Source organism: Rathayibacter sp. RFBD1 (assembly GCF_002932915.1).
In the GTDB taxonomy this organism is placed as follows: Bacteria; Actinomycetota; Actinomycetes; order Actinomycetales; family Microbacteriaceae; genus Rathayibacter.
The window spans coordinates 117,906-136,275 of sequence record NZ_PSWQ01000014.1; the positions used below are offsets into that span (position 1 = coordinate 117,906).

Consider the following 18,370-nt stretch of genomic DNA (forward strand, 5'->3'; position numbering starts at 1 on the left):
CGCCTCGTGGGCGGTGCTCGCGGGGATGGTGTGGATTCTGTGTGGCGCGGTCGGCTTCTCGACGGGGTGCGGTCTGAGGAGCGGGTGCGTACGGCTGCAGCGATCCGCTCGCATGCGGATCGCTGGTTCGCCTCGGGGGCGGTGCTCGCGGGGATGGTGAGATCAGGCTGGCGCGGGTCGGCCTCCCGACAAAGCCCCGGGACGCGGCTCAACGAGGCGCGGGGGGACTTACTTGTCGCGGCAAGTAGTGGGTAGGGTGGGGGGATGAGTGCGCCCGAGACACGCTGGCTGACGCCCGATCAGCTCGACGCCTGGCTGCGCTTCATCGCGGTCGTGGAACTGCTGCCGGGCGCCCTCGACACGCAGCTGCAGCGCGACGCAGGGCTCACGCACTTCGAGTACCTGACCCTGGCGATGCTGTCCGAGGCGCCCGACCGCGCCCTCCGGATGACCACGCTCGCCGCCCGCACCAACGCGACCCTGCCCCGGCTCTCGCACGTGGTGACCCGCCTCGTCGCCCGCGGCTACCTCGAGCGCCGCCCCTGCGCCTCCGACGGCCGCGCCACGAACGCGGTGCTCACCGACGCCGGCCTCCAGAAGATCGTCGACACGGCGCCCGGTCACGTCGCGACCGTGCTGGCCGACGTCATCGATCCGCTCGACGCCGAGCAGATCCCGCAGCTGGCCGACATCATGTCGCGCATGCTCGCCCGGCTCGACCCCGAGGGCAGGATGACGGTCGACGCCGTGCGCTCCTCGCTCGGAGACCCCGACACCCGCTCCTGCTGAGCGCACCGACCCCTCACTCCCGGGGCGGACCGGCCTCGGCCGCGGCCGGATCCGTGTACAGGGACTCCCGGACGTGCCCGTCAGGGTCCTCGAGGCCGCGCCCGCATGGAGCCGAGGTCCTGCACCGCGACCGGCTCGGCGCCGCCTGAGGCCGGCCCGTTCCCGAGCACCTCGCCGATCTCCTCCCGGCTGCCGACGCTCACCGCGAAGAGGCCCTGCACCCGGGAGCGCGCGTCGATGATCTCCTTCGACCTGGAGGTCGAGAAGGAGGGGTGCGGGAGGAGCATCGCGGACACGTGCTCGGAGGCGACGGAGCAGACGGCGTCGTCGCTGAACAGCGGATTCAGGGCTGAACAGAGGATCCAGGGTCCGGCCGAGCGCCGGGGAGAACGCCCTCGAGCGCTCCGGATCCGTGAACGGGAGGTCGACGAGGATCGAGTCGACGGCCCTCCGCGTCAGTACAGCGATCGGCCGCGCGACACGCGGGAGTCCGTGCCATCATCGCCTCGTGCAGTTCACCACGACGCTCTTCCGGATCGGCAACAACACCGGCATCGAGGTGCCGCCCGAGGTCCTCGAGGCACTCGGCGGCGGCAAGCGTCCCGCCGTCGCGGTGACGGTGAACGGCTACCGCTTCACCAGCACGGTCGGAGCAATGGGCGGACGCGCGCTCATCCCGTTCTCGGCCGAGAAGCGCCGCGAGACGCAGCTCGCCGGCGGTGACGCGATCGACGTCGTGATCGAGCTCGACACCGCGCCGCGCGAGGTCGTCGTGCCGGAGGACCTGGCGTCCGCGCTGGCCTCAGCGGGCGCTGTGGAGCGCTTCGCCGCGCTCTCGCCCAGCGCGCGGAAGGCCCACGTCACGTCGGTCGAGGGCGCGAAGGCCGCCGAGACGAGGGCGCGCCGCGTCGCCTCGATCGTCGCGGCGCTCGTCGGCTGACGGGCGCGCCACGGTCCGGGACGCCACCTCGTCGCCGGATAGGCTGCCTCCGGCGCCCCACGGCGGAGCGCTCTGGAAGCGGAGTCGGGGGACTTGATGGGTGCGGTTCGGCGTTGGGTGTTCCCGATCGTGTGGATGGTCATCATCGGAGCGGCGAGCATCGCCCTGGTGAAGATCGCGTTCTTCCCGGACGGCGCGGCCGAGGCCGATCCGACGCAGCCGACCGGTGAGATCACCGAGCCGACCGTCACGGTCGCCCGCGGCACGGTCACCAACGACCTCACCCTCCAGGGCACCGTCGCCGCCGACCCCGCCGTGCCGCTGAAGGCGACGGCGGCCGGAACGGTCGACGACGTCTACGTGCAGCAGGGCGCGGCCGTCGCGTCGGGCGATCTCATCTACGACATCCGCGTCGAGACTCCGCGCGACCCGGTCGAGACGACCGGCCCGGACGGCGCCGTCACCCTCACCCAGCAGGAGCCCTCGGTGCGCTTCGAGCGGGTCTACGCCGCGACCGGCGGCACCCTCAGCGCGCTCGGCGTCATCCACGACCAGGCCGTCACGGTCGGCGAGGTGACCGGACAGGTCGCACCGCCGAGCTATGCCGTCACCGGCACGATCGACGCGCAGCAGCTCTACCGCATCCAGAACCGGCCGACGGAGGCGCAGGTCGCGATCACCGGCGGGCCCGCGGGCTTCACCTGCACCGACCTCACCATCAGCACCCCTCTCGCCGGAGCCGGCGAGGGCGGCACGACCGGCGGAGCGACGGACGGCGGCGGCGGTGGTGGAACCTCCACCGGTGGCTCCGGCACGAGCTTCACCTGCCAGGTGCCGACGGAGGTCACCGTGTTCCCCGGGCTCGCCGCCTCGGTGACGCTCGCGGGAGGCAAGGCGGAGGACGTCCTCGTCGTGCCGACCACCGCGGTCGAGGGCACCGCCCAGTCCGGCGTCGTGTTCCGCCGGGCGGACGACGGCAGCACCGAGGAGGTCCCGGTGACGCTGGGACTCACCGACGGCAGCTCCGTCGAGATCACCGGCGGAGTGGAGGAGGGCGCCGAGCTCCTGCAGTTCGTGCCGGGTGCGGAGGAGGCTGCTCCCGACGTCCAGCTGGGCGGCGACTGCATCGCGCAGCCCGACGGCTCGGTCTTCTGCTCGTGACGATCCTCCGGCTCGAGGGGATCCGCAAGGTCGTCCCGCTGCCCGACGCACCGCCGCTGACGATCCTCGACGGCGTCGATCTGGAGGTGGGCGAGGGCGACCACGTCTCGGTCGTGGGGCGCAGCGGCTCCGGCAAGTCGACGCTGCTCAACATCCTCGGACTCATCGACGAGCCCACCGAGGGGCGGATGCTGCTCGAGGGTGCTCCCACCGAGACCCTGTCCTCGCGGGCCCGCGCGCGCATCCGCGGCGGCAGCATCGGCTTCATCTTCCAGCAGTTCAACCTGCTGGAGGGGCGGACCGCCCGCGAGAACGTGATGACGCCGCTGCTCTACGCGACCGGATCGGAGTTCTGGCGCCGCCGCGACCTCGCGGCCGAGATGCTGGAGCGGGTCGGCCTCGGGCACCGCGTGGACTCGATGCCCGGGCGCATGTCCGGCGGCGAGCAGCAGCGGATCGCGATCGCCCGCGCCCTGGTGCGCCGACCGCGGCTGATCCTCGCCGACGAGCCGACGGGCGCCCTCGACACCGACACCGGCGAGAGCGTGATGGGCCTGCTCGACGAGATCGCCCGCGAGTCCGGCTCCGCGCTGGTCACCATCACCCACGACCCGGCCATCGCGGCGCGGGCCGAGCGCCACTACCGGCTCGACCACGGCCGCCTGGGCTCGACCGCGGATGCGGGCCCCGTCGCCGAGGCGGTGGTCCTCTGATGCGCGCGCTCGTCGGGATCGCCGGCGCGATCGTCGAGGCGTGGACCGAGCTGCGGATCCACCGCGGCCGCGTGCTGCTCTCGCTGATCGGAGTCGCGGTGGCCGTCGCCGCCCTGACCGCGGTCGTCGCCGCCGGTGGCATCGCCCGCCAGGCCAGCATCGAGCAGGCCGAGCGCTCCAGCGGGCGCCCGGCGAGCCTCTTCCTCTCCGCCTACCCCTCCGGTACCGGCACCGCCGAGGTGGATGCCGACGCACTCCAGGCCGCGTGGACCGGTGCGCTCGAGCGCTACTCCATCACCTACGCGAGCCGCTCGACCTACGGCAGCGCGCGCGTCCAGTTCGCCGACGGCGCCGTCGACGTCGCGGTGCAGGCGGTCGACCAGCCCTTCGCCGAGATGCACCGGCTGAAGATCGTGGACGGCTCCTGGTTCACCGCCCGCGACTCCCAGCGCCTCGCTCCCGCCCTCGTCGTCAACGAGCGCTTCTGGGAGCGGATCGGGAGCCCGGATCTGCGCACCCACCCGGTGGTCACCCTGCTCGGCTCCGAGCGCGACGTCACGGGCGTGGTGGTCGGCGTGACTCCCTCCTCGCAGTTCGAGACGGATCCGTCGATGATGATGCTCGCGGACGCCTACCCGGCGGTCGCCCGCGACGCCGACCCGCAGTACGGCGGGCAGGGCGTGCCGAACTACGAGATGTGGGTGCCGCTCGACCTGGCCGAGCCCCTCGCCGCGGCGGTGGAGCGCGACGTGGCCGGCGCCCTGGGATCCGACTTCGAGGTGTCGGTCGACCGGCAGGACTACCTGGTCTACGACTCCGACCCCTTCGGCGTGCTGACCTGGGTGATCGGCGGCGTGGCGGGCCTGGTGCTGGCGCTCGGCGCGCTCGGACTGCTCAACATCGCCCTGGTCACCGTCCGGCAGCGGATCCGCGAGATCGGCATCCGGCGCAGCTTCGGCGCCTCCTCCGGCCGCATCTTCTTCTCGATCATGATGGAGAGCGTCGTGGCGACCGTCGTCGCGGGAGTGGTCGGCGTGACGGTCGCGGTCATCCTCGTCACCAACCCGTGGACGGTGGCCTTCGTGCAGGACAACGGGATCGCCGACATCCCGCCTTTCCCGGCCGAGGCGGCGCTGCTCGGGCTCGGGGCGGCGACCCTCGTCGGCGCGCTCGCGGGCCTGGTGCCGGCGATCGTCGCCGTGCGGGTGAAGGTGATCGACGCGATCCGCTACTGAGGCCCGCCGAGGGTGACGACGAGCTCGTCGCCCTCGAGCGCGGCGTGCGCGTCGGAGTAGTGCGCGATCCGGGGCAGCCCCCGGGTGCTCGCGCTCTCGTGGCTCCCGACGACGATCACGCGCATGCCGGCGTCCAGACCCGCCCGGATGCCGGCCTCGGCGTCCTCGAACACCAGCGCGTCCTCGGGGGAGACGCCGAGCAGGGCCGCGGCGGCGAGGTAGCCGTCGGGAGCAGGCTTGCCGTTCGCGACGTCGTGCGCGGTGACCACGGTGTCGGGGGAGGGGACGCCCGCCGCAGCCAGACGTGCGGCCGCCAGCGCCGGGCTCGCGGACGTGACCAGGGCGACGCGCTCGCGGGGGAGTGAGGCGAGGAACGCCGTCGCGCCGGGGATCTCGACGGTGCCCTCGGTGTGCTCGAGCTCGTACGCGTCGAGCTCCGCGACGATCGCGTCGACGTCGCTGCCGGCCGGAGCGAAGCGGCGGACGCTGTCGGCGGCGCGGACACCGTGAACGGCGCCGAGCACCGCGTCGTGGTCGAGAGCGAAGCGCTCGGCGAAGGCACCCCAGATGGTCTCGACGACGGCCGTCGAGTCGACGAGCGTCCCGTCCATGTCGAAGAGGGCGGCGCGGGCTCGGAGGAGGTGGGGCATGCGTCCATCCTGGCGGTCGGCGGCCTCCGGTGCCTGCCGGTGCGGACAGCGCTCGGACAGCGTGCGATCAGCCCGCCCTCAGGCCACGCATTGTGTCGCGGCGCTACGGTGGTCCGAGATCGCGGGCAGACGCCCGGAGGGGAGTGGAGGACGCCATGACGGACGACAACGGAACCGGCACGGACCAGGGCGCGAGCACGGGCGGCGAGGCCTCCGGACCCCGCGCCGGGTGGTACCCGGACCCGGCGGGCTCGTCCCGTCAGCGCTGGTGGGACGGGACCGGCTGGACGGAGTCGCTCCGCGACGCGCCGGCGGCCACTCCCACCGCCCCGGCCGAGAGCGGGTCGGCGCAGGCCGCCGCGACTCCCGTTCCGCCGACCGCACCGACTCCGCCCGCGCCGCCCGCCGAGCGTCCCGCCTACGGGGAGACGTCGAGCGGAGCGGCGACGAGCTACGGACAGTCGGCCTCGGGTCGGTATCCGCAGCAGCCGCCGTCCGCCGACCCGCAGCAGAGCTACGGGCAGCAGGGCTACGGGCAGGGCTACGGTCAGCATGGCGCCGGTCAGCAGCCGCAGCAGCCCTCCGGCCAGCAGGCTCCCCAGCAGTACGGCCAGCAGCCGCAGCAGCCCTACGGCCAGCAGCCGCAGCAGCCCTACGGCCAGCAGCAGCCGCAGTACCCGGCCTACTCCGCGGCTCCCGGAGCACCCGTGCAGCAGCGTGACACGAGCATCGTCACGTCCACCCCGTGGATCTGGGTGGTGGTCCTCCTGCCGCTGCTCTCGGCGCTGTCGATCTTCCTCCTCCCGCCGAGCGCGATCGTCGACTCGTCGATGGCCTCGACCTACGGGCCGAGCTCCTCGATGGGGATGTCGACCGCCTACCTCGTCGGCCTCGGCGTGCTCCAGGTCGTCGGCTTCCTGATCTACGCGGCGGAGGTCGTCTTCGCCTTCCTCGACTGGCGCCAGCTGAAGCGAGCCGGCCTGCAGCGTCCGTTCCACTGGGCGTGGGCCTTCCTCGCCGCTCCCTACGTCTACGTGATCGGCCGCAGCGTGGTCGTGAAGCGCGTGACCGGCGGCGGCCTCCTCCCGCTCTGGGTCTTCCTCGGCGTCGTGGTCGTGTCGTTCCTCGTCGCGATCGGCTGGACGGTGTCGCTCTTCTCCCTGATGACGCAGGCCTTCGCTCCCGCGGGCTTCTGAACCCGTGCGCGCCGCCGATCTCGTCCTGACCGGCGGCGCCGTCTTCACCGCCGACGCCGTGCGCTCCCGAGCGCACGGCGTCGCTGTCGTGGGAGGGCGGATCGTCGCGGTCGGCGCCGACGCCTCCGACCTGATCGGGCCGCGCACCGAGGTGGTCGACCTCGAGGGCCGGATGCTCGTCCCCGGCTTCCAGGACGCCCACGTGCACCCGGTCTGGGGCGGCGCCGCGCTGCTGCGCTGCTGGCTCGGAGCGGGAGGGTCGCCCGCCGAGCACCTGGCGACGGTCGCCGGGTACGCGGCTCGGGAGAGCGGAGCGGAGTGGATCCTCGGCGGCGGCTGGAACCTGCCCGACTTCCCCGGAGGCACCCCGACCGCCCGCGAGCTCGACACGGTCGTCCGTGACCGGCCCGCCTTCCTCACCAACGCCGACGGGCACGGCGCCTGGGTCAACTCCGCCGCACTGCGCCTCGCGGGGATCGACCGCACGACGCCGGACCCCGCCGACGGCCGCATCGAGCGCCTGGCCGACGGCACCCCCTCCGGCACCCTGCACGAGGGGGCGATGGACGCGGTCCGCCGCCACCTCCCGCCCGCGAGCGCGGACGAGCTCCACCGCGCGCTGCTCCTCGGGCAGGAGACCCTGCACTCGTTCGGAGTGACGGCGTGGCAGGACGCGATCATCGGCTCCTACGGCGATGTGGGCGACCCCGGTCCGGTGTACCGCCGCGCGGCGCTGAGCGGCGAGCTGACCGGGCGCGTCCGCGGTGCGCTGTGGTGGGACCGAGGCCGCGGCGTCGAGCAGATCCCGGAGCTCGTCGAGCGGCGCGCGGCGCTCGCCGCCGACGGCTTCGCGCCGACGACCGTCAAGATCATGCAGGACGGGGTCGCCGAGAACTTCACGGCGGCGATGCTCGAGCCCTACCTCGACGGGCACGGCGGCCACGGTCACGGCGACGGCCTCTCGATGGTCGACCCGCGCCTCCTGAACGAGGCCGTGCCGCTCCTGGACGCGGCCGGGTTCCAGGTGCACTTCCACGCGATCGGCGATCGTGCCGTACGCGAGTGCCTGGACGCGGTCGAGCGGGCGATCCAGGCGAACGGGCGCCGCGGCAACCGCCACCACCTCGCCCACCTGCAGGTCGTGCATCCGGACGACCTGCCGCGCTTCCGCGCGCTCGACGTCGCGGCCAACCTGCAGATGCTGTGGGCCTCGCTGGAGCCGCAGATGGTGGAGCTGACGCTGCCGTTCCTCGGTGAGCGGCGCGGCTCGTGGCAGTACCCGTTCGGCGACCTGCTCCGCTCGGGCGCGGTGCTCGCCGCGGGGAGCGACTGGCCGGTGTCGACGCCCGACCCGCTCGCCGCGATCCACGTCGCGGTGAACCGGCTCTCGGCGCCGTCCGAGCGCGAGCCGGGGTGGAGCGAGGAGGTGTTCCTCCCGGAGCAGCGCCTCGACCTCGCCACCGCCCTCTCCGCCTCCACGGCCGGCTCGGCGTGGGTGAACGGCCTGGAGGGCGAGTCGGGCTCGATCGCCGTGGGACTCGCGGCGGACTTCGCCCTGCTGGACCGGGACCCCTTCGCCGGCGACCCCCGGGCGATCGGGGACACCCGGGTGCTGGGCACCTGGATCGGCGGCGAGCGCGTCCACACCGCAGCGGACGCGCCCGCCTGATCCGGGTCGTTCAGGAGGCGGCGCTCAGCAGGTGATCGCTCCGCCGATGATCCCCGCGAGCAGCCCGCCGGTCGCAGAGGCGATCGCGCCGGGACCGGAGATCGCGCCGATCACCCCGCCGGTCGCGGCGCCGCTGACGCCGCTCCCGGCGACGCAGTGGCCCCACTCGGGCGAGCTCCAGTCGCTGTTCAGGTGCAGGCCGCGCACCGCGGAGCGGGACGCCGAGTCCGGGGCGAAGTGGAAGGTGAGCGTGTCGGAGTCGTCGATCGACCAGTGGCCCGACACGGTGCGGCCGCGTCCGACGTCGATCCTCTCCGGGAGTGCGTCGGACGTCTCGGCGCCGTCCGTGAAGCCGACCCCGCCGCCCGCCAGCTCGACGATCCGCGTGCCGTCGGTGACGTCGAAGGTCACCGTCGACGCCGATCCGCCCCGTGCCTCGAGGTGCACCCGGCTGCTCGTCTCCTGCCTCGCCGGCTCGGCGTGCGCGGCCTGCGCTTCGAACAGCGGCACCGCCAGCAGAGCGGCCGCCGCCGCGACCAGTGCCGTGCTCGTCCTCTGTCGTTCCATCGTCGTTCCCTCCCTCGGATTCCGATCCAGGAGGGAGGGCTCAGCGCCGCCGGTCGACGAGGGCGAGGACGACGGACGCCACCGCTGCCGCGACGGCGGCGGTGACCACGACGTCCCACGGATCCTCGGCGCCCACCGCGGTCGCGACGAGGTGCCCGGCCAGGACGCCGACGAACAGTGCCGGCAGCATCAGCCAGATGCGCCGTCTCCGTCGTGCCGCCGTACCGGCCTGTTCCCTGTCGCTCATGCTCGCCCTCCTGGATTCACCATACAGGTATGGAGTACCAGGCGGTCGCGACGCGCGTCGAGGAGGTGGCGCGATCCGTCAGGCCTCGCTGCGCTGGATGAGGCGGGAGAGGACGATCGCGGAGCGCGTGTGGTCGACGTTGGGCGCGATGCGGACCTTCTCGAGGGCGAGCTCGAGGCTGGGGATGTCGCGCGAGCGGATGTGGACGATCGCGTCGGCGGAGCCGGTGACCGTGCCCGCGTCGACGACCTCGGGGACCGCGGAGAGGATGCGGCGGAGCTCGTCCGGAGCGACGGTGCCGCGGCAGAAGAGCTCGACGTAGGCCTCGGTGGCCATGCCGTCGACCGCGGGGTCGACCTTGATCGTGAAGCCGCGGATCACGCCGTCGGCCACGAGGCGGTCGACGCGGCGCTTCACCGCGGAGGCGGAGAGCCCGACCACGCCGCCGATGTCGCCGTAGCCCGCGCGGGAGTTCTGGCGCAGCAGATCGAGGATCTTCCGATCGATGTTGTCCATGCTCCGAGGATAGGCGCGGCCGGAGCGGCGCCTGGACGGCAGCAGAGTGCCACTGGAGATTCGTGACGCCCGGCTATAAAGTTGCTCTCGGTCAATAGTTGATCGCAGTCAACTAGAACCGCCGCCGTGCTGAAGAGGAGCCCATGTCACACCCCGAACACCGCGCCGCATCGCGCGGAACCACCGCGCCGCACGCCCCCGCCGGGCCGGACGGCGCCATGTCGCACCGCCAGGTGCTCGAATCGCTCAGCGGCCTGCTGCTGGGCATGTTCGTCTCGATCCTCGCGGGCACGGTCGTGTCGACCTCGCTGCCCCGGATCATCTCCGACCTCAAGGGCGACCAGAACGCCTACACCTGGGTCGTCACCGCGACCCTGCTCGCGACCACGGTCTCCACCCCGCTCTGGGGCAAGTTCGCCGACCTGTTCAACCGCAAGCTGCTGATCCAGCTCGCCCTCGGGCTGTTCGTCATCGGCTCCGCCCTGGCCGGCTTCTCGCAGGACACGAACATGCTGATCGTCTTCCGCGTGTTCCAGGGCCTGGGCGCCGGCGGACTCGCCGCGCTGAGCCAGATCATCATGGCCGACATCATCAGCCCCCGTGAGCGCGGCAAGTACGCCGGCCTCTTCGGCGGCGTGATGGCGATCGGCACCGTCGGCGGCCCGCTCCTGGGCGGCGTCGTGACCGACGCGTTCGGCTGGCGCTGGAACTTCTTCATCGCGATGCCCGTCGCGATCGTCGCGATCGTCCTCCTCCAGATGACCCTCCGCCTCCCCGCGCACCCGAAGCGCAAGGTGCGGATCGACTACCTCGGCGCCGTGCTCATCGCGGGCGGAGTCTCGCTCCTGCTGATCTGGGTCTCCCTCGCCGGCAAGAACTTCGACTGGGCCTCGTGGGAGACCGCGGTCATGGTCGGCGGTGCCGTCGTGCTGCTGATCGCCGCCGTGATCACCGAGCTCACCGTGGCCGAGCCGATCATCCCGATGGGGATGTTCAAGAACCGCACCTTCAGCCTCGCCGTCGTGGCGAGCATCTCGGTCGGCGTCTCGATGTTCGGCGTCGCCGTCTTCCTCGCGCAGTACATGCAGCTGGCCCGCGGAGCCACGCCGACCCAGTCGGGCCTGCTCACCATCCCGATGATGGCCGGCCTGCTGATCGCGTCGACGATCTTCGGCGGGATCATCTCCCGCACCGGCAAGTGGAAGGCGATCATGATCAGCGGCGGCGTGCTCGCCGTGATCGGAACCTCCCTCCTCAGCACCCTCCGCTACGACACGGACCTGGTCCTCGTCGGGATCTACATGGCCGTCCTCGGCGCCGGCCTGGGCATGCTGATGCAGAACCTCGTCCTGGTGGTGCAGAACTCGATCGAGGTGAAGAACCTCGGCGTCGCGACCAGCGCGGTCACGTTCTTCCGCAGCCTCGGCGGCACCGTCGGAGTCTCGGTCCTGGGCTCGATGCTCGGCACCGTGATCGCCGACCGCATCAAGACCGGCATCGCGGGTCTCGCTCCCGCCGACCAGGCTCTCGCCGCGCAGGCGCTGGGCAGCGGCACGATCCCGCAGCCGGCGACCCTGCCCGACGCCGTGCGCGTCGTGGTCGAGAGCGCCTACGGGATCGGCGTGGGCGACGTGTTCCTCTACAGCATCCCGCTCGCCGTGGTCACGCTGATCGCCGTCGTCCTCCTGCCCAACGTGAGCCTCGGCTCGAAGAACGCGGTGCAGCTCAAGGCGGAGCCGACCACTCCGCTGCAGGCCGCGGAGGACGCCCTCATCGCCGCCTCGGACGGCCAGGCGGCGCTCCGCCCCGTCGGCCAGGCCCGGCGGACGGACGACGCGACGCACGCCCGGGAGGGTCGCGAGGCCACTCCCGCCGGACACGGCCGCCACGCCGACGAGGAGCGGCAGGAGGAGCCGGTCGGGCACGCCCGGCACGCTGCTCCCACCGGCTCGGTCGACGTGATCGAGCGCTCCTGATGCCCGCCGCCGCGCCCTCGGCCGAGGCGCTGCACGAGGTCGAGGAGCAGATCACCGTGCTCGCCGTCCAGGTGCGCCTCGCCGTCCGGGACGCGGCGGCGTCGATCGACCCGGCGCTGCCGCCCTTCGGACTGCGGCTGCTGCGGATCCTCGAGCGCTGCGGTCCGGTCCACTCCGGAGCCGCGGCGGAGCGGCTCGGGGTCGACCGCAGCGCGATCAGCCGCCAGGCCCGCCAGCTCGCCGAGCTGGGCCTGGTCGAGATGACCTCCGATCCCGCCGACGGCCGAGCGCGGTTCCTCTCGCTCAGCGCGGCCGGATGCGAGCGGATGCGCGACCTCGGCGGCCGTCAGCGGCAGCGGATGCAGGAGGCGCTGAGCGCCTGGCCCGAGGAGGACCTGCGTGCGTTCGCGGGATACCTGGAGCGGCTGACCGCGGCGGAGTGACCCGCATGATCTGGACGAGTGGCGCGGACCGACGGGGTCCGCGCCACTTCTGCGTGCGGGCCGCCGGACGCGGCGCGGGCGCGCTGACCGCGCGCCGTCTCGCGCCACCCGGTGCCGACGCCGTCGTGGTCGTTCTACATTTCCTGAGATGTTCTCACTCAGGAGGCGATGACCCTGTTCTCTTTCGACCACGCAGCAGCGGCGGAGCTGGTCCGCGCCTCGGACGAGGCGGCGGAGGCGCTCGCCTCCCAGGGGCTGCTGAGGTCCGTCGCTGCCGAGTACGCGCTGGGCGAGTTCCGCGGCGCGTACGCCGAGCTGTTCCGCCGGGTCTGCGTCTGCGACAGGGAGAACCGCGGTCGGCTGAGCGCCGAGCTGCACGAGCTCGCCGACACGGTGCGGCTCGTGGCGAGGAAGGCCGAGGAGGAGCGTCGGCGCCGGGAGGAGTACGCGGCCTGGGAGCGGCGGGCGGACGAGCGCGAGCAGCAGCGCCGCCTCGATCCGGTCGCGGCCCTCGCGGCGGGAGTCGAGGAGGTCGTTGACCGGCCGCCGTCCGATCGGCCGGTCGTGCCTCCGCCGATCCGTGCGCTGTTCTCCCCCCGGTCGGTGCCCCGCACGTCCCCGGGCGGCCCCGCCGCGGGAGGCACGACCTCCGCCGACCCCGAGCGCCTCGACGTCTTCGTCTCGCAGACCCGGCAGGCGGACGAGGCGATGCGCTCCCGGCTCCAGGATCTGATGGCCGCCTGGGGAGCCTTCGGCAACCGCTGCTCGTGGGCGCCGGTCGAGTCCTTCTCGGTGCTCCGGGGCTTCCGCGAGCTGCTGTCGATCGGTGCGGCCGACGCGACCTGGGTCGAGCAGATCTCCCTGGCCTTCACCGCCGCGGGGGGAGCGGCGCTCTCCGTTCCGGTCCTCGACGCCGTCGGCACCCTGGCGCGGCCCCGGGGCGGCCGGAGCCTGCTCGACTCCCTCGCGGCGCTCTCGTCCGACGATCTCGCGACACTCCTGGCGGCGTCGCCCGACCTCGCGGCGCGCCTCGGGCGACTGGCTCCGACCCTCGTGAACGACTGGTGGCGGAGCCTCGACTCCACGGACGGCGCGCGCTTCTCGCCGCAGCAGGAGGCGCTGGTCGCCGGTCTGCCCGGGGTGATCGGGAATCTGGAGGGTGTTCCCTACCGCGCCCGGGTGAGGGCGAACGAGAGGGCGCTGAGGGCGCGGATCGTGGCGCTGAGGAGCGAGGCGGCGGGCCTGCGCAGGAAGGCGGGCGACGGGGAGCGACTCGCGGCGGTGGAGTCGCAGCTGGTGGCGCTGAGGGACGTGCGGGCATCGCTCCGGCGCGGTCTCGGTCAGGACCCGCGCTTCCTCATCTCCCTGACCGCCGACGAGCCTCCGCTCGCCGCCGTCTCGATCGGCGATCCCGACACCGCCACGAACGTCACCTACGCCGTCCCCGGGATGGGACAGACGACGGAGAGCATGACCCGATGGACGAAGGCGTCGCAGAATCTGCAGTCGCTCCTCCCGCCCGGCAGCGCCGTCGTCTCCTGGATCGGCTACGAGACCCCGCCGATGGCGCGGCTCGGCGGGAACGGCATGGACGTCCTCACCTCGAACCAGGCGGTCGCCGGCGGCGCCGCACTCGCCTCGGCTGTCCAGGGGCTCTCCGCGGTCCGGGGCGACGACCTGCCGAAGCCGAACGTCGTCGCCCACTCCTACGGCAGCACCGTCATGGCCGTCGCCGCCTCGCGCTCGGACGTCGAGCTCGGGGTCGTCGTGACGCTGGGCTCGGCCGGCCTCCCGGACAGCGTCGACGAGGCGAGCGACCTGCACGCGGAATCCGTCTTCGCGGGGCAGGCGCGGGACAAGTACCTCGGCGAGACCGAGAGCGGCGACGAGGCCGCGTGGATGGGCCGCGCCTTCAGCTGGAACCACCACACGGATCCCGCAGACGAGGACTTCGGCGCGCGCGTCTTCGGTGTGGAGACCGGAGGCGACGCCGGGAGGATCGTGACGGATCACGCTGCGCTGAAGAGCGACGACGGCGATCTCGCGGGGTATCTCGACACGAACACCGAGTCCCTGCAGAACGCGGCGTGGGCCGTCTCCCGGCGACTCGACCTGCTGACCGAGAACCGGCCGCTCGGACCGACCGCCTTCCAGAAGGCGGTCGTGGGAGCCTCCCATGGCGGGTAGAGGCTCTCCTCAGCGGACGGGCGTCGCGCTGACCGTCGCCGCTCTGCTCGTGATGTCGATGACCGCTTGTGCAACGGAGAAGGAGGCGAGACCGGTGAGCACGATGAGTCCTCGGGAGGGTCGGGACCGGGTGGTGGAGTTCGTGCGGGACTCCGCGGGGCGGCTCGATGTGGAGGGGTGGTGGCCGCGGAGCGGCGCGGCCAGGCCCGATGTGTGCGGCCCCGGCGACCGGGTGAGCGGTGCGAGCTACAGCTACGCCTGGTGGGCCCCGGCGGGCACCGATGTCGAGGGGGATGCGCGGAAGGTCGCGGACTACTGGGAGTCGCTGGGGATGACGGTGAGAGTGACCGATTCGACTCCGCGCCCGACGGTCTACGGGCAGGGTGGACCGGTGCTGCGGGCGAGCTTCGTCACCGGCGCTGTCGAGGAGATGTACATGATCGGGGCGGAGATGCCGTGCGCGCCCGGCGATTTCGAATCACTCCTCCTCGAGGACGAGGCTCAGCGCGCGGCGGGCGCGGTCCTTCCGGGTGATGAAGGGGTCGTCTCGAAGCCGGATCCGTGGGACCTCCCACTCCAGTCCGATCCGTCGGGTTCCGGCTCGGAGGGATGAGCCGCCCCGTCCACCGCGTCCGGATCGGAGATGCCGACGTCGCTTCCGTTGCCGGGGGAGGGGTCGGCCTCAGCGCGGTGCGCCCACCAGCTGCGCGACGTGCACGACGAAGGCGCGGCGGCGGTCGCGCGTCTCCTCCCCGCCCCGGGAGGCGAAGGGGGTGAGGTGCCAGATCTCGCAGAGGCCGAGGAGGGCGATGAAGAGGTCGTCGGCGGACCAGCTCGCGTCGACGACGCCGGTGCGCTGCCACTCGAGGACCCGGGCCTCGGGGGCGGGGACCCCGCCGAGCTGCTCGCCGGCCTCCTCCCAGACGCCGGCTCCCTCCAGGCGCGCCCACGTGAGCAGGCGCAGGAACTCCGGGTGCTCCCACACATGGTCGAACATGCGGCCCGCGAGGTCGGGGAGGTCCGCCGCCTCGGCGAGGAGCGTCTCGTCGAGAGCGCCGAGCGCCTCGACGACGGTCGCGACGAACAGGCCGCGCTTGCCGCCGTAGTAGGCGTAGAGCCGCTCCTTGTTCAGACCCGCCGCCGCGGCCACACGGTCGACCCGGGCGCCCGCGAAGCCGTGGGCGGCGAACTCGACGGAGGCCGCGCGGAGGATCCGCTCGCGCGCGGGCAGCGCCGCATCGGATGTCGGCTCCATGGTTCACCTCCGGGCGCTCGAACGATACACTCTTCTTCGCCCAACCAACTGGTTGGGGTGGTTCGGCCCCGATGACGCGGCTCGGATCCGGACCCGCCGGTCCCGCTCCGCTCCGCTCCGTGTGAAAGGCCGCCATGCCCGCCCCGTCCGCTCCCTCCTCCGCCCGCCGCTGGTGGGTGCTCGTGATCCTCGCGCTCACGCAGCTCGTCGTCGTGCTCGACGGCACCATCGTCACGATCGCCCTCCCCGCCGCGCAGGCCGATCTCGGCCTCACCGACGTCGAGCGCCAGTGGGTCGTCACCGCCTACGCCCTCGCGTTCGGCGCGCTCCTGCTCCTGGGCGGCCGCATCGCCGACTACACCGGCCGCAAGCGCACCTACCTGATCGGCATGATCGGCTTCGGCGCCGCCTCCGCCTGGGGCGGCCTCGCCACCTCGGGCACCGAGCTGATCGCCGCCCGCGGGCTGCAGGGCGCCTTCGCCGCGCTGCTCGCCCCGGCCGCTCTGGCCCTCCTCACCGTCTCCTTCCCCTCCGGCCGCGAGCGGGGCACGGCCTTCGCCGTCTTCGGAGCGGTCGCCGGAGCGGGCGCCGCCGTCGGCCTCGTGCTGGGCGGGCTGCTCACCGAGTTCGCCGACTGGCGCTGGTGCCTCCTCGTCAACGTCCCCGTCGTCGTGGTCGGCGCGATCGCCGGCCAGCTGCTCGTCACCGAGAGCCGCGCGGAGGGGCGCAACCGCTTCGACGTCGCCGGGACGATCACCGTCGCGCTCGGGCTCGCGAGCGTCGTCTACGGCTTCACCCTCGCCGAGCAGGGCTGGCTCCGCGTCGACACCCTCGGCTTCCTCCTCGTCGGCGTGCTGCTGCTGGCCCTCTTCGTGCGGATCCAGGCCCGCTCCGACCACCCGTCGCTGCCGCTGCGCATCGTCGCCGACCGCGTCCGCGGCGGAGCATTCCTGGTCCAGGCGATCGTCGGCAGCGTGATGATCGGCTCCACCCTCTACCTGACCCTGCACCTGCAGCTGGTCCTGGGCCTGCCGCCGCTCGAGGCGGGCCTGGCCAATCTGCCGATGACGGTGACGATCATGATCGTCGCGGGAGTCGCCGCCAAGCTGCTGCCGCGCACCGGCCCGCGCGTGCTGATGATCGTCGGCCCGCTGATCGCGGCGGCCGGGCTCCTCTACCTGAGCCGCATCACCCCCGACGGCGGCTACCTCCTCGAGGTGCTGCCCGCGCTGATCCTCCTGGGCGTCGGCATGGCGATGGTCTTCGTGCCGCTGCAGAACCTCGCGCTCACCGGAGTCGCGGCCCACGACGCCGGTGCCGCCGGAGCGACCGCCAACGCCGCCATGCAGATCGGCGGCTCGATCGGGCTGTCGATCTTCACGACCCTCTACGCGGGAGTCGCGGGTGAGCAGCAGTCGCCGGTCGCCTTCGTCGACGGCTACTCCGCGGTCTTCGTCGCGGCCGCGATCGGGCTGGTCGTCGCCTCCGTCGTCGCCGTCGCGATGATCCGGGTGAAGAAGGAGGAGTTCCTCGCTCAGGCTCCGAAGGAGGCCGTCGCCCACCTGGGCTGATCCCGGCCTAGGCTCGGAAGCGCTATGCAGCCACTGACCGAGACCGAGATCCGCGAGTCCTTCGTCAACGCCTCCCGCAAGGAGGTCGCCGATCTCGCGCTGCCGAAGGACTTCGACGCGCTGGACTGGTCGGTCATCGACCATCTCGGCTGGCGCGACAGGAGGATGGGCCGCCGCGCCTACGTCGTCGTGCCGCTGGAGGAGCGCCTCGTCGGGGTCCTGCTCACCCAGGCCGACGCCCTGCCGCGCTCGCGGGCGCAGTGCTCGTGGTGCCGCGACGTGCAGCTCCCGAACGACGTCGTCTTCTTCGGGGCGCGGAAGGCCGGAGCGGCCGGGCGGGCGGGGGACTCGCTCGGCACGCTCGTCTGCTCCCGCTTCGAGTGCTCGGTGAACGTGCGGCGGCGCCCGTCGGTGGCCTACATCGGCTTCGACCTCGAGGCGGCGCGGGCGCAGCGGATCGCCACTCTGCGGGCGCGCACCGAGGGCTTCGCGCGCGAGGTGCTCGGCGAGGCGTGACCGCGCTCAGCGGCGCGTGGACGCGCGCACGTGCATCCGCTCGCCCTGGCGGCCGAAGAGGCTGAGGAACTCGACCTGCTGCTCGTCGGCGCGGCCGAACCAGTGCGGCACCCGGGTGTCGAACTCGGCGGCCTCGCCGGCCGGCAGCACCAGATCGTGCTCGCCGAGCCGCAGGCGGAGCCGCCCGCTCAGCACGTAGAGCCACTCGAAGCCCTCGTGCGCGCGCTGCTCCGCCGGCTCCGTCACCGGCCCGGCCGGGAGCGTGTGCTTGAACGCCTGGAGCGCGCCCGCGTCGCGGCTGAGCGGCTGGATGAGCATGCCGTTCCGGCGCACCGGCCGCCCGTGCACGCGGGGATCCTCCGGCGCGGCGCCGACGAGCTCGTCGAGCGGCGCCCCGAGGGCGCGGGCGATCGGGAGGAGCAGCTCCAGCGTCGCGCGACGGCCTCCGCTCTCGAGGCGCGAGAGGGTGCTCGCCGAGATGCCGGTCTCGGCCGCGAGGGACGCGAGCGTGCGGTCGCGGCGGGTGCGCAGGCGCCGGAGCCGTGGTCCGACGGCGGCGACGATCTCGTCGTCGGAGGGGGCGGGCGGGGTCTCGGGCACGACGCCATCCTGGCACGGGCGGTCGCGCCGCATGCCGGAACGGCACGGATCCTCGCGGCCCGCCCCGGGGCGGCGGACCATCGACCCATGACCTCCACCGACGCCCCCACCGGCCCCTCCGTCCCCGCCCCCGCCGCCC

The 18,370-nt window shown here is 73.2% G+C and carries 20 protein-coding genes; 13 read left to right on the forward strand and 7 right to left on the reverse strand.

The genetic code is table 11. The features are described from left to right. Positions 1-264 precede the first annotated feature (264 nt). Complete coding sequence (locus C5D50_RS07165) at positions 265-789, forward strand: MarR family winged helix-turn-helix transcriptional regulator (protein ID WP_104233099.1); 525 nt, start codon at positions 265-267, stop codon at positions 787-789. 80 nt (positions 790-869) lie between these two features. Here C5D50_RS07165 and C5D50_RS07170 read toward each other — a convergent pair whose 3' ends face one another. Further along, positions 870-1,085 (reverse strand): hypothetical protein, encoded by a 216-nt coding sequence (locus C5D50_RS07170; RefSeq protein WP_104283155.1) that lies wholly within the window; start codon positions 1,083-1,085, stop codon positions 870-872. Positions 1,086-1,297: 212 nt separating this feature from the next. On the opposite strand from C5D50_RS07170, the gene C5D50_RS07175 reads away from it, so the two are divergent. From C5D50_RS07175 to C5D50_RS07190, 4 genes are all read left to right on the forward strand, one after another. Then, entirely contained in the window at positions 1,298-1,729 is a 432-nt protein-coding gene (locus tag C5D50_RS07175) for a YdeI/OmpD-associated family protein (protein ID WP_104283156.1), read from the forward strand. 135 nt (positions 1,730-1,864) lie between these two features. Continuing rightward, complete coding sequence (locus C5D50_RS07180) at positions 1,865-2,890, forward strand: efflux RND transporter periplasmic adaptor subunit (RefSeq protein WP_146087923.1); 1,026 nt, start codon at positions 1,865-1,867, stop codon at positions 2,888-2,890. Continuing rightward, a complete protein-coding gene (locus C5D50_RS07185; RefSeq protein ID WP_104283158.1) occupies positions 2,887-3,603 on the forward strand; it encodes an ABC transporter ATP-binding protein in 717 nt (238 codons plus the stop codon). The genes C5D50_RS07180 and C5D50_RS07185 overlap by 4 nt, the downstream gene beginning before the upstream one ends. Then, on the forward strand, positions 3,603-4,838 hold the full coding sequence (locus C5D50_RS07190) for an ABC transporter permease (RefSeq protein WP_104233103.1): 1,236 nt from the start codon (positions 3,603-3,605) through the stop codon (positions 4,836-4,838). The genes C5D50_RS07185 and C5D50_RS07190 overlap by 1 nt, the downstream gene beginning before the upstream one ends. On the opposite strand, the gene C5D50_RS07195 is transcribed toward C5D50_RS07190, so the two are convergent. Next, complete coding sequence (locus C5D50_RS07195; RefSeq protein ID WP_104226157.1) at positions 4,832-5,488, reverse strand: HAD-IA family hydrolase; 657 nt, start codon at positions 5,486-5,488, stop codon at positions 4,832-4,834. The two genes, C5D50_RS07190 and C5D50_RS07195, sit on opposite strands and share 7 nt — an antisense overlap. Before the next feature lie 155 nt (positions 5,489-5,643). Here C5D50_RS07195 and C5D50_RS16850 point away from each other — a divergent pair, with 155 nt between their 5' ends. Continuing rightward, positions 5,644-6,684, forward strand: a complete 1,041-nt coding sequence (locus C5D50_RS16850) for a DUF2510 domain-containing protein (protein ID WP_258069581.1) — start codon at positions 5,644-5,646, stop codon at positions 6,682-6,684. 4 nt (positions 6,685-6,688) lie between these two features. Continuing rightward, entirely contained in the window at positions 6,689-8,353 is a 1,665-nt protein-coding gene (locus C5D50_RS07205; RefSeq protein WP_104283159.1) for an amidohydrolase, read from the forward strand. A gap of 24 nt (positions 8,354-8,377) precedes the next feature. Here the strand turns inward: C5D50_RS07205 and C5D50_RS07210 are convergent, their stop codons facing one another. The 3 genes from C5D50_RS07210 to C5D50_RS07215 form a co-directional block, all read right to left on the reverse strand. Continuing rightward, positions 8,378-8,920 (reverse strand): hypothetical protein, encoded by a 543-nt coding sequence (locus C5D50_RS07210; RefSeq protein WP_104283160.1) that lies wholly within the window; start codon positions 8,918-8,920, stop codon positions 8,378-8,380. Between the two features lie 40 nt (positions 8,921-8,960). Beyond that, positions 8,961-9,167, reverse strand: coding sequence for a hypothetical protein (locus C5D50_RS16340; protein ID WP_146076614.1), 207 nt, complete (start codon positions 9,165-9,167; stop codon positions 8,961-8,963). A 78-nt stretch (positions 9,168-9,245) separates the two neighbouring features. After that, positions 9,246-9,683, reverse strand: a complete 438-nt coding sequence (locus tag C5D50_RS07215) for an Lrp/AsnC family transcriptional regulator (RefSeq protein ID WP_104222855.1) — start codon at positions 9,681-9,683, stop codon at positions 9,246-9,248. A 218-nt stretch (positions 9,684-9,901) separates the two neighbouring features. Here C5D50_RS07215 and C5D50_RS07220 point away from each other — a divergent pair, with 218 nt between their 5' ends. The 4 genes from C5D50_RS07220 to C5D50_RS07235 all read left to right on the forward strand — a co-directional run bounded on the left by C5D50_RS07220 (position 9,902) and on the right by C5D50_RS07235 (position 14,902). Beyond that, the gene (locus C5D50_RS07220) at positions 9,902-11,659 is read left to right on the forward strand and encodes an MDR family MFS transporter (protein ID WP_104237640.1); all 1,758 of its coding nucleotides are present in this window, start codon (positions 9,902-9,904) and stop codon (positions 11,657-11,659) included. Further along, the gene (locus C5D50_RS07225) at positions 11,659-12,102 is read left to right on the forward strand and encodes a MarR family winged helix-turn-helix transcriptional regulator (protein ID WP_104222853.1); all 444 of its coding nucleotides are present in this window, start codon (positions 11,659-11,661) and stop codon (positions 12,100-12,102) included. The genes C5D50_RS07220 and C5D50_RS07225 overlap by 1 nt, the downstream gene beginning before the upstream one ends. 168 nt (positions 12,103-12,270) lie before the next feature. Then, complete coding sequence (locus C5D50_RS07230) at positions 12,271-14,289, forward strand: alpha/beta hydrolase (RefSeq protein ID WP_104283161.1); 2,019 nt, start codon at positions 12,271-12,273, stop codon at positions 14,287-14,289. Continuing rightward, positions 14,279-14,902 (forward strand): hypothetical protein, encoded by a 624-nt coding sequence (locus C5D50_RS07235; RefSeq protein WP_104283162.1) that lies wholly within the window; start codon positions 14,279-14,281, stop codon positions 14,900-14,902. Before C5D50_RS07230 ends, C5D50_RS07235 begins: the two co-directional genes overlap by 11 nt. A 69-nt stretch (positions 14,903-14,971) precedes the next feature. On the opposite strand, the gene C5D50_RS07240 is transcribed toward C5D50_RS07235, so the two are convergent. Continuing rightward, positions 14,972-15,544, reverse strand: a complete 573-nt coding sequence (locus tag C5D50_RS07240; RefSeq protein ID WP_104222850.1) for a TetR family transcriptional regulator — start codon at positions 15,542-15,544, stop codon at positions 14,972-14,974. Positions 15,545-15,678: 134 nt separating this feature from the next. Here C5D50_RS07240 and C5D50_RS07245 point away from each other — a divergent pair, with 134 nt between their 5' ends. Together C5D50_RS07245 and C5D50_RS07250 are read left to right on the forward strand one after the other, a co-directional pair. After that, a complete protein-coding gene (locus C5D50_RS07245; RefSeq protein ID WP_104283163.1) occupies positions 15,679-17,115 on the forward strand; it encodes an MFS transporter in 1,437 nt (478 codons plus the stop codon). A 24-nt stretch (positions 17,116-17,139) separates the two neighbouring features. Continuing rightward, on the forward strand, positions 17,140-17,631 hold the full coding sequence (locus tag C5D50_RS07250; protein WP_104222848.1) for an FBP domain-containing protein: 492 nt from the start codon (positions 17,140-17,142) through the stop codon (positions 17,629-17,631). A gap of 6 nt (positions 17,632-17,637) precedes the next feature. On the opposite strand, the gene C5D50_RS07255 is transcribed toward C5D50_RS07250, so the two are convergent. Next, the gene (locus tag C5D50_RS07255; RefSeq protein ID WP_104283164.1) at positions 17,638-18,231 is read right to left on the reverse strand and encodes a helix-turn-helix domain-containing protein; all 594 of its coding nucleotides are present in this window, start codon (positions 18,229-18,231) and stop codon (positions 17,638-17,640) included. Positions 18,232-18,370 lie beyond the last annotated feature (139 nt).